At 71.4% G+C, this 16,221-nt stretch carries 14 protein-coding genes and 1 tRNA gene; 5 read left to right on the plus strand and 10 right to left on the minus strand.

The window, feature by feature from the left end; genetic code table 11:
- Positions 1–57 precede the first annotated feature (57 nt).
- From rho to AC0VYM_RS23445, 7 genes are all read right to left on the minus strand, one after another.
- Positions 58–2,061: a transcription termination factor Rho gene (gene rho / locus AC0VYM_RS23415; protein ID WP_475455613.1), complete on the minus strand. Its 2,004-nt coding sequence runs from the start codon at positions 2,059–2,061 to the stop codon at positions 58–60.
- 438 nt (positions 2,062–2,499) lie between these two features.
- Positions 2,500–3,438, minus strand: a complete 939-nt coding sequence (thrB, locus tag AC0VYM_RS23420) for a homoserine kinase (protein WP_475463185.1) — start codon at positions 3,436–3,438, stop codon at positions 2,500–2,502.
- A 539-nt stretch (positions 3,439–3,977) separates the two neighbouring features.
- The gene (gene thrC / locus AC0VYM_RS23425; RefSeq protein ID WP_475463187.1) at positions 3,978–5,036 is read right to left on the minus strand and encodes a threonine synthase; all 1,059 of its coding nucleotides are present in this window, start codon (positions 5,034–5,036) and stop codon (positions 3,978–3,980) included.
- A gap of 197 nt (positions 5,037–5,233) precedes the next feature.
- Positions 5,234–6,520, minus strand: a complete 1,287-nt coding sequence (locus AC0VYM_RS23430; protein ID WP_475455615.1) for a homoserine dehydrogenase — start codon at positions 6,518–6,520, stop codon at positions 5,234–5,236.
- Positions 6,521–6,588: 68 nt separating this feature from the next.
- The gene (lysA, locus tag AC0VYM_RS23435; protein ID WP_475455617.1) at positions 6,589–7,974 is read right to left on the minus strand and encodes a diaminopimelate decarboxylase; all 1,386 of its coding nucleotides are present in this window, start codon (positions 7,972–7,974) and stop codon (positions 6,589–6,591) included.
- Between the two features lie 154 nt (positions 7,975–8,128).
- Positions 8,129–9,259 carry a DALR anticodon-binding domain-containing protein gene (locus AC0VYM_RS23440; RefSeq protein ID WP_475455619.1) on the minus strand — a complete coding sequence of 377 codons (1,131 nt, stop codon included), beginning with the start codon at positions 9,257–9,259 and terminating at the stop codon, positions 8,129–8,131.
- The gene (locus tag AC0VYM_RS23445; RefSeq protein ID WP_378740634.1) at positions 9,256–9,654 is read right to left on the minus strand and encodes a response regulator transcription factor; all 399 of its coding nucleotides are present in this window, start codon (positions 9,652–9,654) and stop codon (positions 9,256–9,258) included. Before AC0VYM_RS23445 ends, AC0VYM_RS23440 begins: the two co-directional genes overlap by 4 nt.
- Before the next feature lie 131 nt (positions 9,655–9,785).
- Between AC0VYM_RS23445 and AC0VYM_RS23450 the strand changes: the two genes are divergently transcribed.
- Positions 9,786–9,857, plus strand: a tRNA-Arg gene (locus tag AC0VYM_RS23450).
- A 70-nt stretch (positions 9,858–9,927) separates the two neighbouring features.
- Here AC0VYM_RS23450 and AC0VYM_RS23455 read toward each other — a convergent pair.
- Together AC0VYM_RS23455 and AC0VYM_RS23460 are read right to left on the minus strand one after the other, a co-directional pair.
- Positions 9,928–10,632: an exonuclease domain-containing protein gene (locus AC0VYM_RS23455; protein WP_475455621.1), complete on the minus strand. Its 705-nt coding sequence runs from the start codon at positions 10,630–10,632 to the stop codon at positions 9,928–9,930.
- Positions 10,629–11,564: a LysR family transcriptional regulator gene (locus AC0VYM_RS23460; protein WP_475455623.1), complete on the minus strand. Its 936-nt coding sequence runs from the start codon at positions 11,562–11,564 to the stop codon at positions 10,629–10,631. Before AC0VYM_RS23460 ends, AC0VYM_RS23455 begins: the two co-directional genes overlap by 4 nt.
- 121 nt (positions 11,565–11,685) lie before the next feature.
- On the opposite strand from AC0VYM_RS23460, the gene AC0VYM_RS23465 reads away from it, so the two are divergent.
- The 4 genes from AC0VYM_RS23465 (at position 11,686) to AC0VYM_RS23480 (ending at position 15,180) form a co-directional block, all read left to right on the plus strand.
- Positions 11,686–12,612, plus strand: coding sequence for a DMT family transporter (locus tag AC0VYM_RS23465; protein ID WP_475455625.1), 927 nt, complete (start codon positions 11,686–11,688; stop codon positions 12,610–12,612).
- 89 nt (positions 12,613–12,701) lie between these two features.
- Positions 12,702–13,217, plus strand: coding sequence for an LURP-one-related/scramblase family protein (locus AC0VYM_RS23470; protein ID WP_475455627.1), 516 nt, complete (start codon positions 12,702–12,704; stop codon positions 13,215–13,217).
- Between the two features lie 110 nt (positions 13,218–13,327).
- The gene (locus tag AC0VYM_RS23475; protein ID WP_475455629.1) at positions 13,328–14,545 is read left to right on the plus strand and encodes a sensor histidine kinase; all 1,218 of its coding nucleotides are present in this window, start codon (positions 13,328–13,330) and stop codon (positions 14,543–14,545) included.
- The gene (locus AC0VYM_RS23480) at positions 14,533–15,180 is read left to right on the plus strand and encodes a LuxR C-terminal-related transcriptional regulator (protein WP_475455631.1); all 648 of its coding nucleotides are present in this window, start codon (positions 14,533–14,535) and stop codon (positions 15,178–15,180) included. Before AC0VYM_RS23475 ends, AC0VYM_RS23480 begins: the two co-directional genes overlap by 13 nt.
- A 56-nt stretch (positions 15,181–15,236) precedes the next feature.
- On the opposite strand, the gene AC0VYM_RS23485 is transcribed toward AC0VYM_RS23480, so the two are convergent.
- Positions 15,237–16,127 carry a bile acid:sodium symporter family protein gene (locus tag AC0VYM_RS23485; RefSeq protein ID WP_475455633.1) on the minus strand — a complete coding sequence of 297 codons (891 nt, stop codon included), beginning with the start codon at positions 16,125–16,127 and terminating at the stop codon, positions 15,237–15,239.
- Positions 16,128–16,221 lie beyond the last annotated feature (94 nt).

A 16,221-nucleotide genomic window follows, 5' to 3' on the forward strand; every position in this document is an offset into this window, starting at 1 on the left:
AAGGGCCCCCTCCCCGAACCCGGGAAGGGGGCCCTCGTGAGACGGACTCCGAAGCGGCTACGAGCGCTCGGGGCCCACCGTGGTCTTCTGGATCTGCATGAGGAACTCGGCGTTGCTCTTGGACTCCTTCATCTTGTCCAGGAGCAGCTCGATCGCCTGCTGCGTGTCCAGGGCGTGCAGCACCCGGCGGAGCTTCCAGACGACGTTCAGTTCCTCCGGCGACATCAGGATCTCCTCCTTACGGGTGCTGGAGGCGTCCACGTCCACGGCCGGGAAGATCCGCTTGTCCGCCAGGGACCGGTTGAGCTTGAGCTCCATGTTGCCGGTGCCCTTGAACTCCTCGAAGATCACCTCGTCGGCGCGCGAGCCGGTCTCGACCAGCGCGGTCGCCAGGATGGTCAGCGAGCCGCCGCCCTCGATGTTGCGGGCCGCGCCGAAGAAGCGCTTCGGCGGGTAGAGGGCGGTGGAGTCCACACCACCGGACATGATGCGTCCGCTGGCGGGGGCGGCCAGGTTGTAGGCGCGGCCCAGACGGGTGATGGAGTCGAGCAGGACGACCACGTCCATGCCCATCTCCACGAGCCGCTTGGCCCGCTCGATCGCCAGGTCCGCGACGACCGTGTGGTCCTCGGCCGGGCGGTCGAAGGTCGAGTGGATGACCTCGCCCTTGACCGTGCGCTGCATGTCGGTGACTTCCTCGGGACGCTCGTCCACGAGGATCACCATCAGGTAGCACTCGGGGTTGTTCTCGGTGATCGCGTTGGCGATCGACTGCATCACCATGGTCTTGCCGGCCTTGGGCGGCGAGACGATCAGACCGCGCTGGCCCTTACCGATGGGCGCGACGAGGTCGATGATGCGCGTGGTCAGGATGTTCGGCTCGGTCTCCAGGCGCAGACGCTCCTGGGGGTAGAGCGGAACCAGCTTGGAGAACTCCTGACGGCCGCGGGCCTGGTCCGGCGACATGCCGTTGACCGAGTCCAGACGCACGAGGGCGTTGAACTTCTCGCGGCGCTCGCCGTCCTTGGGCTGGCGGACCGCACCGATGATGTGGTCGCCCTTGCGCAGTCCGTGCTTGCGCACCTGGGCCAGGGAGACGTACACGTCGCTCTGCCCGGGCAGGTAGCCGGTGGTGCGGACGAAGGCGTAGTTGTCCAGGATGTCCAGGATGCCCGCGACCGGCAGCAGGACGTCGTCCTCACCGATGACCGGCTCCGGCTCCTGGCCGCCTCCGCGTCCGCCGCGACGGTCCCGGCGGTCCCGACGGCGCCCGCGGCGGCGACCGCCACCGAAGTCGTCGTCGTCGTTGTTGTTCCCGCTGTTGCCGCGGCCGCCCTGGTTCTGGCCGCCGCCACCGCCGCCGCCCTGCTGGCGTTCGGAGTTGTTGTTCGCGTTCTGGTCGTCACCGCCGCGGTTGCGGTTGCGACGGTTGCGCTGGCGCTCGCGACCCTGCCCGGACCTGGTGTCACGGTCCTCGGAGTCGGGGCCGTTCTTCTGGGGGGTGCTGGATGTCTTGGTCACGCTGCTCGCGGAGGTAGAGGAGTCGGTGCCGTCCACCGAGCGGGTCTGGTCACCGGACTCGTCGCCGCGCCTGCGGGACGAGCGGCGGTTACGGGAGGGCTTTTCGCCCTTCCCACCCTGGGTCTCGGTCACGGCCTGGTCGGACGACCGCTCACCGGCGCTCTTGCGCGGTGCCTCGTCCGTGCCCGACTTGGCGGGAGACTGGGCTTCGGCCGGGCCGTCAGTTGATTCGACCTTACCGGCCTTGGGGGCGGTGTCGGCTTTCTTTGCGGATTTGGCCGTCGACGGTCCGCCGACCGGGCCGCCCTGCTTGGCCTCGATCGCGGCGATGACGTCACTCTTGCGCATGCGCCCCGTGCCGGTGATACCCATGCTCGACGCGAGCTTCTGGAGCTCGGGGAGCTTCTGGGCGGAGAGCCCGGTACCGCGCGAGGCCGTGCGTGACCTTGCGGTCGTGGCTTCGCCGGCCTCCGAGGAGGCGTCGGCGCTCTTCTTGCTGTCGACCGCCGCGTCCGTTCGGAGTTCGGTGGTGTCGCTCACTAAGGGTCCTTCCCAAGGAGCGGGCTTCGGCCGTCAGCGGATTGCTTGAGCGGCCGGCCCGGTGGTGCGAACCGGCAGGGGCCGGGTAGGGCGTGCCCCACGTGGATGTCGGAAACCGGCGAAGACGGTCCCCTACCCAATCGCGGCGGGCTCTGGGTACAGCCAGACGTCGGGGCGAGTGGCTCGGAGGTACTGCCTGTCTACCCTGAGGACACACTCGACCATGACGGAGGAGAGTACTCGGGAGACGTGGGCACAGCGGGAGATCCGCTGGATCGACACTTGGGCCACCGCTTCCAACAGGTCGAGAGATCGGACCGCCGGAGTATGAGACGCGGAAGCCGTTGTGGCGGATGAGCACACGCCCCGCAACGGGGCATCTGGTGCTTCACCAAGCCTAACATCACCAGAGGCCACGGCTATTCCTCGACACAGATGCTACGGATGGGGAGATGGGGTCCGCACCCCCACCGGCTCGATGTGCAGGGGGCGTATGTCCCAATCATTACCCGCCCGCAGGCGAATCGAATCAACCTGTCGGGTGATTTCCGGTGAATCCGCCCGCGCGTGTCCCTCCGAAACGGAGCACAGAACGAGCACCGTGGGGCCCGCACCGGAGACCACCGCCGGAAGTTTCTCGTGTTCACGCAGGTCACGGATGAGATCCAGGGTACGCGGCATCGCCGGGGCCCGGTACGCCTCATGTAGCCGATCCTCGGTGGCCGCGTACAGGGATTCGGTCTGGCCACAAACGGCCGCGGTCATCAGCGCGGCGCGCCCCGCGTTGAAGGCGGCGTCCGCGTGGGAGACGGACTCCGGCAGGAGCCCGCGCGCGCGTTCGGTGGACAGCCGCCACCCGGGCACGCACAGCACCGGCAGCACCCGCGGGTCCGGAGTCAGCCGGGCGGCGCCCCAGGATCCGCCGTCGCGGTAGGCGACCGTGTAACCGCCGTGGACACACGGCGCCACGTTGTCCGGGTGGCCCTCGATGTCCGCGGCGACCTGGTAGATCCACTCCCGGTCCGGCCCGCCCCCGGGACCGGACCGGCCCAGCAGCGCCGAGGCCGCCGCGACCCCGCCCACGATCGCCGACGAGGAGGACCCCAGCCCGCGCGCGTGCGGAATCCCGTTCACGCAGTGCAGGTCCAGCCCGGGAAGCTTCTCCCCGGCCCGGTCGAAGGCCTCCCGCATGGCCCGGACCACGAGGTGGCGTCCGTCGAGCGGCACCTCGCCCGCACCCTCCCCCTCGACACGGATGTGCAGCTCGCCGTCCGTGCGGAGCTCGACGTGGAACTCGTTGTACAGCCGGACGGCCAGACCGAGGGCGTCGAAGCCCGGACCGAGGTTGGCGCTGGTGGCCGGGGCCCGGACGGACACGCGTGGTGGGGTCATTCCTTTTCCTGCTTTCTTTGGGCCTCCGCTTCGCTTCGGCCCGGGGTTCGGCTGTACCACTTTGGGCCTCCGCTTCGCTTCGGCCCGGGTTCGGCGCCTTTGCAGAGGGATTCTTCGTCGTCGTCCACGCCTGACGCTCGTTCCTCGCTAGCGGCTCGACTCCTCCTGCAGAACCCTCTCCGGCGCTCGAACGGGGCACCCCCCTGCGGCAGGGGTGTTCGGGCGGGAATCACACCTGTGGCCGAGGCGGACGGGCCGACTCACACCTCTGGCTGAGCTGGCCCGGCCAGCACACCTCTGCGGCTCAGGTGAACGTGCAGGATCCACGGCTGTGGCCTAGGAGACCCCGTCAGCGCTCGATCCGGTTCACGGGTGAGCAGGCGCGATTCGTCTGTCAGCTGAGACGTCCGGTCAGCTACGGAGGTCCCTGAACGGGCGCCTCCCGGAACGGAGGCACCCGATCAGCCCCGTGTCCGGGCTGGGACTTCCGGTCGACTCTTCGCCTGATGGGGCTGCGGATGGGGTCAGGCCAGGCTGAGGGCCTTGGCAGCGGCCAGCGCGTCCACGGGCACGGTGGTGGCCGAGGAGGCTCCGGCCAGGGCCCAGTCCGGGTCCTTGAGGCCGTTTCCGGTCACCGTGCACACGATGCGGCTGCCCCTCGGGACCAGTCCGGCCTCGGCGGACTGGAGGAGCCCGGCCACGCTGGCGGCGGAGGCGAGTTCGACGAACACGCCCTCCTCGGCGGCGAGGAGCTTGTACGCGGCCATGATCTGCCGGTCGGTGACCTTGTGGATGAGGCCCTCGGACTCGTCGCGGGCCTGCTCGGCGAGCTTCCAGGAGGCGGGGTTGCCGATCCGGATCGCGGTGGCGATGGTGCTCGGGCTGGTCACCGGGGCGCCGTCGACGATGGGCGCGGAGCCGCTGGCCTGGAAGCCGAACATGCGCGGGGCCTTGGTGGAGACGCCGTCCTTGGCGTACTCGGTGTAGCCCATCCAGTAGGCGGTGATGTTGCCGGCGTTGCCGACCGGGATGCAGTGGATGTCCGGGGCGTCCCCGAGGGCGTCCACGATCTCGAAGGCGGCGGTCTTCTGCCCCTGGAGGCGGTAGGGGTTGACCGAGTTCACCAGGGCGACCGGGTAGTCGACGCTGAGCTTGCGGGCCAGCTCCAGGCAGTCGTCGAAGTTGCCGTCCACCTGGAGGAGGCGGGCGCCGTGCACGAGGGCCTGGGCGAGCTTGCCCATGGCGATCTTGCCCTGGGGCACCAGCACGGCGCAGGTCATGCCCGCGCGGATGGCGTAGGCGGCGGCGCTGGCGCTGGTGTTGCCGGTGGAGGCGCAGATGACGGCCTTGGCGCCGTCCTCGGCGGCCTTGGTGATGGCCATGGTCATGCCCCGGTCCTTGAAGGAACCGGTGGGGTTGAGGCCCTCGACCTTGAGGAGGACCTCGCATCCGGTGAGCTCGGATACGCGCGTGGCGGGCAGCAGCGGAGTGCCGCCCTCCTGGAGGGTGACGACGGGGGTGTTCTCGTTGACGGGAAGGCGGTCGCGGTACTCCTCGACGATGCCTCGCCACGCCCGTGTCATGCTCACGACGGTGTCCCTTTCGGGTGGATTCTGTTGACGCGCGGCCGGACCGGCGCGCGTGGGGATGTGGCGGGCGTCGCGGAGCGATCCGTCCCACCAGCCACGAGTCTATGACCAAGCCCGAGCCGTCTTGCATCTCGGGAATGTTGTTCTCACAATGTGGACATTCCGGCCCGGGTGCGACCCGGGCCGGCGCCCTAGTCCTGGAAGGTCTCCACGCGCATCACGCTGGCGACGTCGCGCACCATCGGGTGCGCGCTGAGCTGTTCGACGGTGCTGCTCAGGGCGGAGTCGGGCGCCGGGTGGCTGACCAGCACGAGCTGGGCGTCGTCCCCGGTCCCCTCCTGGCGCACGTTCTTGATGGACACCCCGTGGTCCGCGAAGATCTCCGCGACCTTGGAGAGCACACCCGGGCGGTCGGCCACGTCGAGCGCGACGTGGTAGCTGGTGATGGTGTGGCCCATGTCGTGCACCGGGAGGCCCGTGTCGTGCGCGCCCTCGGACACGGACGTGTCGGCCAAACGGTTGCGGACCACCGCCACCAGGTCGCCCAGGACGGCGCTGGCGGTGGGAGTCCCCCCGGCACCGGCCCCGTAGAACATGAGGCGCCCGGCGGACTCCGCCTCGACGAACACCGCGTTGTAGGCCTCCTTGACGCTGGCCAGGGGGTGTTCGACCGGCAGCATCACCGGGTGGACGCGCACGCCCACGGACGTCCCGTCCTCGGAGCGCTGGCAGATCGCCAGGAGCTTGACGACGCAGCCCATCGCGCGGGCGCTGGCGATGTCGGCGGCCGACACCCCGGTGATGCCCTCGCGGTGGACGTCGGCGGCGGTCACCCGCTGGGTGTGGAAGGCCAGCCGGGCCAGGATCGCGGCCTTGGCCGCGGCGTCGAAGCCCTCGACGTCGGCGGTCGGGTCGGCCTCGGCGTAACCGAGGGTCTGCGCCTCCTCCAGGGACTCGGTGAACCCCGAGCCCAGGGAGTCCATGCGGTCCAGCACGTAGTTCGTGGTCCCGTTGACGATCCCCAGGACCCGGTTCACCCGGTCCCCGGCCAGGGAGTCGCGCAGCGGGCGCAGCAGCGGGATCGCCCCGGCCACGGACGCCTCGTAGTAGAGGTCGACCCCGGCCTCGCGGGCAGCCGCGTGGAGCGTCTGACCGTCCTCGGCGAGCAGGGCCTTGTTGGCCGTCACCACGGACTTGCCCGACTTGATCGCGGCGAGCATCAGCGAACGGGCCGGTTCGATCCCGCCGATGACCTCCACCACGACGTCGATGTCCGGGCGCGTGACCAGCGCCGTGGCGTCGGTGGTCAGCAGCGCCGGGTCGACGCCGCGGTCGCGGTCCAGCCGACGGACCGCGATGCCGCCGATCTCGATCGGCGTGCCGATCCGCGCGGCCAGTTCCTCGGACTGCTCGTTGACCAGGCGGACGACTTCCGAACCCACAACGCCGCATCCGAGCAGCGCCACCTTCATCGCCATTTGGGCGTGACTCCCACTTCTCTCGTGTCCGAGCCGGGCGCCGGTGCGGCGCCCGGAGGGCGGACTGTTCAGCCTACGTCGAGGCGGAGGAGGTCCTCCTCGTTCTCCCTGCGCACGATCACCCGTGCGTTCGCGTCCCGGACCGCCACCATGGCGGGGCGGGGCAGGTGGTTGTAGTTGCTCGCCATGGAGTAGCAGTAGGCACCCGTGGCGGCGACCGCCACCAGGTCGCCCGGCCGCAGGTCGGCGGGCAGGTGGAGGTCGTGCACGATGATGTCACCGCTCTCGCAGTGCTTGCCGACCAGGCGGGAGAGCATCGGCTCGGCGTCGCTCTCCCTGGACACCAGCTGGCTGGTGTACTCCGAGCCGTAGAGGGCGGTGCGGATGTTGTCGCTCATGCCGCCGTCGACGCTCACGTAGGTGCGGATGCCCTCGACGTCCTTGACGGTGCCGACCTCGTAGACGGTGATCCCGGCGGGACCGGCCACGGCGCGCCCCGGCTCCACGGCGATGCGCGGCATGGGCAGCCCCGCGTCCTGGCACTCGCGGCGCACGATCTCGGTGAGGCTGGCGGCGATGGTCCTGGGGTCGAGCGGGTCGTCCCCGGCGGTGTAGGCGATACCGAGGCCGCCGCCGAGGTCGAGCTCCGCCAGGGTGATGTCCAGTTCCTCGTGGATCCGGGTGAGGAACCGGGTGACGCGGCGGGCGGCGACCTCGAAGCCCGAGGTGTCGAAGATCTGCGAGCCGATGTGCGAGTGCAGGCCCACCAGTTCCAGGTGGTCGGCGGCCAGGACGCGGCGGACCGCCTCGGCGGCGGCGCCGGTGCTCAGCGCGAAGCCGAACTTCTGGTCGTCGTGCGCGGTGGCGACGAACTCGTGGGTGTGCGCCTCCACGCCGGTGGTGACCCGGATGAGCACCCGGGGGTGCGCGCCGGACTCGGCGGCCACCGCCTCCAGGCGGTCGATCTCGTCGAGGGAGTCCAGGATGATCCGGCCGACCCCGGCCTCCACGGCGCGGCGCAGCTCGGAGACCGACTTGTTGTTGCCGTGCATGGCGACGCGGTCGGTGGGGACCCCGGCGGCCAGGGCCACGGCCAGCTCGCCCCCGGAGCACACGTCGAGCTTGAGCCCCTCCTCGACCACCCAGCGGGCGACGGCCTTGTTCAGCAGGGCCTTGCCCGCGTAGTAGACGTCGGCGTCCGCGAAGGCCGTGGAGTAGGCGCGGGCACGGCCGCGGAAGTCCTCCTCGTCCATGACGAAGAGCGGGGTGCCGTACTCGGCCGCGAGCGCGCGCACACCGACGCCGCCGACGGTGAGTTCACCGTCGGAGCGGTGCGCCGTGGCGGGCCAGATCCGCGGGTTGAGGGCGTTGAGGTCCTCGGGCGGCAGCGGCGGGTTCTCCTCCGGCAGGACCTCCGCGTGGCGGGATCCGGCGGGGTGGGCGTAGCGGCTCATGACGGTCTTTCGGCTGGGACTGCTGGTGCGTCTTGGCTGTGCTGTGTTCGGTGCGGCGCGGGGGGTCGGGGCGGTCGCTCCGCCCATTGTCCACCAAGCCGATCGGAACACAGGGGTTGGGCTGGCCCCACCGGGGGTTCACGGCCTCGGGTGTCTACAGCCTTGTGGGCGCTGACACTCCGAGCAGGAAGAGTCCGGTGCCGACCACACCGGCGACGGCGGCGGGCAGCGCGGGGTCGAGCGCGGCCCAGGTCGGTTCCGGCTCCGAGGCCGGTTCGGCCCCGGCGGTGGAACCGGTCCGCCACTCATCGTAGGCACTGGTCAGTGCCTCCAGGTATCTCACCAGGATATGGGGTTCCTCTCGGCGGGCCGCGGTGTCCAGGACGCTGGGGCCGTCGAAGAGGAGTCCGCGCACCTTCGCGCCGTGTGCGTGGTGGCAGCGCGTCCGTGTGGAACCCCGTCCGGTGGCGGCCCGCTGTTCCTCCGCCCAGCGCGTGCTGGTCAGCGCGTGGGCGTGGGCGTAGCGGAGCCGGAAGGCGGGGTTGGCGTCGGTGAGCCGGACCCAGGATCCGGCGTTCTCCGCCGAGGGCAGCACCGGCAGGTCGCGGCCGGTGGTCTCGTTCTCCCTGGGGCGTTCGGGGACCGACCGGCAGAAGGCCACGCGGGCGCTGGCCTCACCGATCCGGCCGAGCGCGCGTCCCGAGGGGGTGAAGAGCGCGGACTGGTCGGTGTCGAGGTAGCGGTCGCGCCAGGAGACCTCGCCCTCGGGGCCGGGCGGGGGGTCCCCCTCCACGGCCATGGCGATACGGGCTCGGGCGTCGGCGCGGGCGTAGCGGCGGGCCTGGGCCAGGGGTCCGGCCTCGTGCAGGTCGGAGCGGGGCCACTCCCCCGTCCCGGTCCAGGCCCGGCCGGTGAGGTAGCGGGGCCCGTCCGCCGCCGCGTCGAGGAGGCTCTGGCGCTGTTCGCAGGTGAAGGTGAAGTTCGCGAAGCCGCGCCGGTCGGCGTGGACGCGCGCGAATCCGGCGTCGGGATCGCCCTCGTCGGCCATGTCCTCGATCCTGGCGACGATGCGTTCGGACACCATGAGCCGGTGGGAGTCCTCACGGCCGCGGGGGAGCTCGTCCCTGACCCGGCCGACCAGGCGGGGGGCCAGGGCGATCGCGGCGTCGGTGCCCTCGGCGGCGTGGTCGGCGCGCGGCCACACGTGGGGGACGTCGGCGTCGCCGAGCCCGAAGGCGCCCAGGGCGGCCCTGCGGACGAGGGTCTCCAGTTTCCGGGGCGTCACGCCGCTCCCCCGATCCCGCCGTCACCCTCCCCGAGGAGCGCCCGGATCAGGTCGACCAGCTCGTCGGGGTCGAAGGGCTTGGTCAGGTAGTCGTCCACACCGATCCGCTCTCCGCGTCGGCGGTCGTCCGCCTGCGCGCGGGCGGTCACCATGACGATGCGGCGCGCGAAACCGTCGGACCGCAGGCGCTCGACCGTGGACCACCCGTCGAGGCGGGGCATCATCACGTCCATGGTGATGACGTCGGGGTCGACGTGGCCGACCCGGTCCAGGCAGTCCTGACCGTCCATGGCGGTGAACACCTCGAACCCCTCCAGTTCGAGGTTGAGGCGGATGAGTTCGCGGATGACCTCGTCGTCCTCGACGACGAGAACCCGTGCGGGAAGGGCGTTCACGCCCGTGACACTACCGCCGCCGAGCGTGGCCGCACCACTGGAATCCAGTATCTGAGGGGGGCCGGAGGCGGGTCCGGCGCTCGGGTGGTCAACCCTCCCGGAACCCCTGCTACAGTTGTTCTCGCAGCAGCGCCCCCTTAGCTCAGGGGATAGAGCACCGGCCTCCGGAGCCGGGTGCGGAGGTTCGAATCCTCCAGGGGGCACAGCGAGGAAAGACCGGCGGAGACACTGTCCCGCCGGTCTTTTCGTGTTCTCGGGGTCGGGACGGCGCGCTCAGGCGGGGATCAGCGGCCAGGAGCCGTCCACCACCGCTTCGGGGTTCCGGCGGCGCAGGTACTCCTGGAAGCTGGCCGACTGCTCCGACTTCCACGTGATCTGGGCGGCGTGCAGTTCCTCGGCGGTCAGCGCCGCGATCTCCGGGTGGTTGGCCGCGATCTTCCAGGCGAGGCGGGCCGCGGCCAGGGCGTCGGCGGCCGCCCCGTGCGCCTCCTCCTGGGCGAGGGGGACCTCGTAGTGGGCACAGACGTCGACCAGTTTGCGCGAGCCGCGGCGGAAGGTGTCCACCTGCTTGTCCAGGACCAGGGGGTCCACCACCAGGGGCTGGGCGGCCAGGGGCTGGCCGGGGCGGTGGAGCGCGAGCTCGCGGTCGAGGAGGGTGAAGTCGTAGGGGGCGTTGTAGACCACGACGGGCAGACCCTCCGCGATGACCGCCTCCAGGGCGGCGGCGATCTCGGTGACCACCTCGGCGGCGGGGCGCCCCTCGGTGCGGGCCCTTTCTGTGGTGATGCCGTGGATCTCGGTGGCCTCCAGCGGGATCTCGATCCCGGGGTCGGCCAGCCAGGTGGTGACGTCCTTGGTCCGGTTGGCGGGGTCGATGCGCCACAGGGCCGCGGTGACGATCCGGTCGCCCTCGACGTCCAGGCCGGTGGTCTCGACGTCGAAGGCGGCCATGGGCCGGGTGTGCCAGGAAGTGTTCACGTGTTTCCTCGTGTTCTCGGTTCGGTGCGGGGTGGGACCGTGTGTTCGGTGAGCGCGGTGACGCAGGCGCGGATCGCCGGGGTCTCGGCGTCGGCCCGCCACACCGCCTTGATCGTCCTACGCAGAGGCGGGTCGGTGGGCAGGAACAGCACACCCTCGGGTGCGGTGCGTCGGCCGAGGTCGGGGACGAGTGCCATGGCGAGCCCGGAGGCCACCAGTTCCAACTGGGAGGGGATCTCGGCGAGTGTGTACCTGATGTCGGGTTCGACGCCTCGGGAGCGCAGGGCCTGGAGGATCGCCTCGTAGGGCTCGGTGCCCGCCGGGCAGCTGGCCCAGGGCAGGCCGCCGGGTGCGGCCAGCGACGCGAGGTCGACGGGGGCCGGGTCCGCGAGGGGGTGGCCCCCCGGCAGCGCCAGGCACACGCGTTCCTCCAGGAGCTCCACGGTACGGACCCCGGCGGGCAGCGCGACCGGGCGGCTGGACCAGCTCTCGGCCAGGACCAGGTCCAGTTCGCCGCGCAGGAGCGGGGGGATCAGGGAGACCACCTCGCCGTCGCGGACCGTGGGGACCAGCCGGGGGTGTGCGGTGAGCAGTGCGGACAGCGCGCCGGGGAGCAGGTTGCGCACGGCGCTGCCCACACCGCCCAGGCGCAGGGGGCCGAGGATCTGCCGGTCGAGGGCGGCGAGGTCGGTCTGCGCCTCGCTGACCTGGGCCAGCACCCGGTCGGCGTGCGCGGCCAGGACCCGGCCCGCGTGGGTGAGCCGCACGGTGCGACCCTCGGGTTCGAGCAGGGTCTGCCCGGCCTCCCGCTCCAGTTTGGCGAGCTGTTGGGACATGCCCGACGGCGTCACGTGGAGGACCCGTGCGGCGCGCGCGATGGAGCCGTGGGTGCGCACGGCGGCCAGCGCCCTGAGTCGTTCCAAGCTGAACACGTAAGCAACACTACCGATTACCTGCGACAAATCATCGCTTTTGTTTCTGGGTCGGAGGCGTCACCCTGGACCTGTGGCCCGTGCGCGGCGGGTCGGCGGTGACGGAGGGGGCGCGGGACCAGTGGCGGGAACGGACACGAGGCGGACGGATCAGGGGTCGGTGCTGGACCGGGCCAACCCCGTGGTCCTGGCCGTCGTGGGGTCGGCCACCACCTCCGCCACGGGGGTGTTCGTGAAGCTGTCCGGCGCCAACACCGGGACGGCGGCCTTCCTCCGGTGCGCGCTGGCGCTGTTCGTCCTGGTCCCGATGGCCCTGGTGGAGGTCCGCCGGGTGGGCCCCCGGGCGCTCCGCCTGGTGGGACTGGACCTGGTGGCGGGACTGCTGCTGGGTGTGGACTACGTGTTCTGGGTGGCGAGCATCCAGCACGTGGGCGCGGGGATGGCGACCGTGCTGCTCAACATCCAGGTGGTGGTCTTCCCGCTGTTGGCGTGGGTGTTCCTGGGCGACCGGGCCCCGCTGCGGTTCCTGCTCGCGGTCCCCGTGATGCTGGCCGGGGTGGCCCTGACCGCCGGGGTGGTCGGTCCGGGCACGGGCGCCGCCCCCGGGGGCGACCCCTGGCTCGGCCTGCTCTACGGCTGTGCCGCCGGGGTGACCTACGCGGGCTACCTCTTCCTGTCCCGGCTCGGCGGCGGCCAGGGGCACACGGTGACCCCGGTGTGCGTCTCCACCGCCTCCGCCGCGCTGGCCGCCGGTGTGCTGGGCGCGCTGTGGAGCGGGATCGACCTGGCCTCGCTGGACGCCATGGCGTGGCTGTGGCTGGCGATGCTGGCGCTGACCGGGCAGGTGCTGACCTGGCTGCTGGTGGGGTCGGCGCTGCCCAGGCTGACCGCGAGCACGGGGGCGGCGATCCTGGTGCTTCCGCCGGTGCTCGCGGTGGCCATGAGCGCGGTCTTCCTGGGCGAGCGGGTCACACCCGTCCAGTTGGGCGGCTGCGTGCTGGTGGTCCTGGCGATCTGGCTGTCCCAGCGCCAGGGGACGCGGCGCTGAGGCGGGGGGGGCACGCCCGATCACGGCCACCCGGCCCGCCCACAGCGGTGAGGTGTGGCCGAGACCGGCCTATGCCCTACCGTCGGGGCATGAAGTTTCTGGTACGTGAACGCGTGTTCGACATCGGCGACGACTTCTGGGTGACCGACGAACAGGGCGCCAAGGTGTTCTGGGTGGACGGCAAGGCCCTGAGACTGCGCACCACCTTCGAGCTCAAGGACCCGAAGGGCGAGGTCCTCATGGTGATCCGCAAGAAGCTCTTCAAGGTCCGCGACCAGATGCGCGTGGAGCACGACGGCACCACCGTCGCCACCGTCCGCAAGCGGCTGTTCAACCCCGTCCGGGACAAGCTGAACGTGGAGGTCGCGGACGGTCACGACTGGGAGGTGGTCGGGAGCTTCTTCGACAAGGAGTACTCGATCAGCGACAAGGAGGGCACCGTCGCGGTCGTCTCCCGCAAGTGGTTCCGGATGCGCGACACCTACGCGGTGGACGTCAACACCCACCGGCGCGACCTCGCCGGGGACCCCGCCCTGGTGATCGCGGTCGCCGTGGCCGTGGACGCCCTCACCGGCGACGACGGGCACGACGGGGACGACGACTGACCCTCCCCCCTTCCGGTAGCCAGCTGTAGTGTCCCCGGTCCGCCGGTGCCCCAGACTGGTCCGTGACGGCGGACCGACGCCGTCACGGACACTCGGCTGAGGAGCACGGAATGCGGAAGGTGTGGGATCGGCCGATACGGGCGTGCGGCCTCCTGCTGGCGGCGCTGGGAGCCGGCCTGCTCACCCTCGTCATGGCACCCCTGACCCTGGTGGTGGCGCTGGCCCTCCCCCTCAGCGGGGTCGGTACCTTCCTGGTCTCTTGGTGGGTCCGCCTGGTGACCGCGTGGGCCGACTCGCACCGGCGGCGCGCCGCGCGGTGGCTGGGGGTCGACATCCCCGACCTGCCCGGCCCCGCCGACAGCGGCCTCCGGGCACTGCTCGGCGCCCCCGCCACCCACCGGGTACTCCTGTGGATGCCGCTCTTCTCCCTGGTGAGCGTCCTGCTCGGATGCCTGGCCCTGCTCGGCCCCGGCATGGTGCTCAACTCCGCGCTGTCACTCCTGTGGTGGGCGTTCCCGGCCGACGACCGGCTCGCGCAGCTCGGGTTCACCGTCGACGGATGGGGGATCGCGGTGGTCACCGCCGTCCTCCAGCTCGCGTTCGGCCTGGCCTTCCTCAGGTGGGCGATGGTGCCGATGGCCGACGCGTACTCCCGGATGTGCGTGCGCTCCCTGGCCCCCTCCGAGCAGGAGGTGCTCGCGCACCGAGTGGACGAGCTCCAGCGCACCCGCGCCGGGGTGGTGGACGCGCACGGCGCCGAGCTGAGGCGGATCGAACGCGACCTGCACGACGGCACCCAGGCCCGCCTGGTGGCGATCGCCATGCAGCTGGGCGTGGCGAAGGAGGCCGCCTCCGACCCGGCGGTCGCCACCCTCCTCGAACAGGCGCACAGCGGGACCGAGGAGGCGATGACCGAGCTGCGCGACGTCATCCGGGGCATCTACCCCCCGATCCTCGCCGACCGGGGCCTGCCCGGCGCGCTCACCGCGCTCGCCGGACGCACCACCCTGCCGGTGCGGCTGGACGTGGCCGACCCCGGCACCCTGCCGGTGGCGGTGGAGACCGCCGCCTACTACGCGGTCACCGAGTCCGTCACCAACGCGGTCCGCCACAGCGGGGCGGAGACGATCTCCGTCCGCCTGACCCGGGAGGACGCCCTGTTGCGGGTCGAGGTGTCCGACGACGGGCGGGGCGGCGTGGACGAGACCGCCGGAAGCGGGGTCCGGGGGCTGCGCCGCAGGGCCGCGGCCCTGGACGGGAGCGTGACCGTGAGCAGCCCCTCCGGGGGACCGACGACGATCAGGGTGGAGTTGCCGTGCGGATCGTGATCGCGGAGGACAACGTGCTGTTGTCCGAAGGCCTCAAACTGCTGCTGTCCACCCGGGGGCACGAGGTGGCCGCCGTCGCCGTGGACGTGCCCGCCTTCGCGGCGGCCGTGGACGAGCACCGCCCCGACCTCGCCCTGGTGGACGTGCGGCTGCCGCCGAGCTTCCGCGACGAGGGCATCCACGCCGCCATCGCCGCCCGGAGCGCCCACCCGGGACTACCCGTCCTGGTGCTCTCCCAGTACGTCGAGCGCGACTACGCGGGCGAGCTGCTCTCCGACGGCCAGGGCGGGGTCGGCTACCTGCTCAAGGACCGGGTGGGCCGGGTGAGCGAGTTCGTGGAGGCGCTGGACCGGGTCGCCGGGGGCGGCACGGTGATGGACCCGTCGGTGGTGCAGCAGCTGCTGACCTCGCGCAGACGGGACCCGCTGGAGACCCTGACCGCCCGGGAGCGCGAGGTGCTCGCGCTCATGGCCGAGGGGCACGACAACGGTGAGATCGCCACGCGGCTGGTCGTCACCACCAACGCGGTCCACAAGCACATCGGCAACATCTTCCAGAAACTGGACCTGGCCCCCACGGACAGCGGCCACCGCAGGGTGCGCGCGGTCCTGGCCTACCTGAGCCACCGCGCCTGAGGCCGGAGCCGCGCCGCTCGGAGCGGCGCGGCTCCGCCCGGGCCGGGTGGGACGGATCAGACGGCCTGGGCCGCTCGGTCCTCACGGGCACCGCGACGGTTGAGCAGGGCGCCCGCCGCCGCCGCGGTGAAGAACATCAGCACGCCGTAGACCGCCGAGGGGATGGCGATCTCGGTGCTGTTCAGGACGGTCACGGCGATGGTCAGCGACAGCGTGGTGTTGTGCAGGCCGATCTCCATGCAGGAGGCGACGGCCTCGGGGCGCTCGGTACCGACCAGGCGCGGCGCCCAGTAGCCGATCACGAGGCTGACCACGTTGAAGACCAGGACCATCAGGCCGACCGAGACGATGTACTCCGGCAGGTTGGCCCACTCGGCGGCGATGGCGCCGACGATGACGGCGACCAGCACGAGGACGGAGCCGAGTTTGACCGGCTTCTCCATGCGCTCCGCGAAGGAGGACAGCTTCGCGCGGACGAGCATGCCCAGGGCGACCGGGACCAGGATGACCGCGAAGACCTGCACCATCTTGTCGGTCTGGAGTCCGATGGAGCCGCCCTCGGTGAAGTAGCCGAGGGAGAAGCCGGTGATCAGCGGAAGGGTCACCATCGCGGTGAGCGAGTTGATCGCGGTCAGCGAGATGTTGAGCGCGACGTTCCCCTTGAACAGGTAGCTGTACAGGCTCGCGGTGGTGCCGCCGGGGGACGCGGCCATCATCATCATGCCCACCGCCAGCAGCGGCGAGAGGTCGAAGCGGGTGACGAACAGCAGGACCAGGCCGAAACAGAAGAGTGGCAGCAGGACGATCTGGCAGCCCAGCACCAGGACGATCGTCCAGGGCATGGAGAGCAGCCGGGTGAAGTCCCGGACGGTCAGGGACAGGCCCAGTCCGAGCATGATGACGCCGAGGGCGACCGGCAGACCGATCGTCGTGAGGGCGGAGTCCATGGGGGCACCTTGGGGGGAGGGCCGCGGGGGCGGCGGAGCGGTCGGGGTGGACACGTGACCCACGCCACATGGCTACCTACAGGTAGGAGATGGT

The organism is Nocardiopsis sp. iso_237, from assembly GCF_056173345.1.

Coding starts and splice junctions, on each gene's coding strand:
- thrC (WP_475463187.1), bottom strand. CDS start 5,036: ATGACACGGGCGTGGCGAGGCATCGTCGAGGAGTACCGCGACCGCCTT.
- AC0VYM_RS23430 (WP_475455615.1), bottom strand. CDS start 6,520: ATGGCGATGAAGGTGGCGCTGCTCGGATGCGGCGTTGTGGGTTCGGAA.
- lysA (WP_475455617.1), bottom strand. CDS start 7,974: ATGAGCCGCTACGCCCACCCCGCCGGATCCCGCCACGCGGAGGTCCTG.
- AC0VYM_RS23470 (WP_475455627.1), top strand. CDS start 12,702: ATGAAGTTTCTGGTACGTGAACGCGTGTTCGACATCGGCGACGACTTC.
- AC0VYM_RS23475 (WP_475455629.1), top strand. CDS start 13,328: ATGCGGAAGGTGTGGGATCGGCCGATACGGGCGTGCGGCCTCCTGCTG.
- AC0VYM_RS23485 (WP_475455633.1), bottom strand. CDS start 16,127: ATGGACTCCGCCCTCACGACGATCGGTCTGCCGGTCGCCCTCGGCGTC.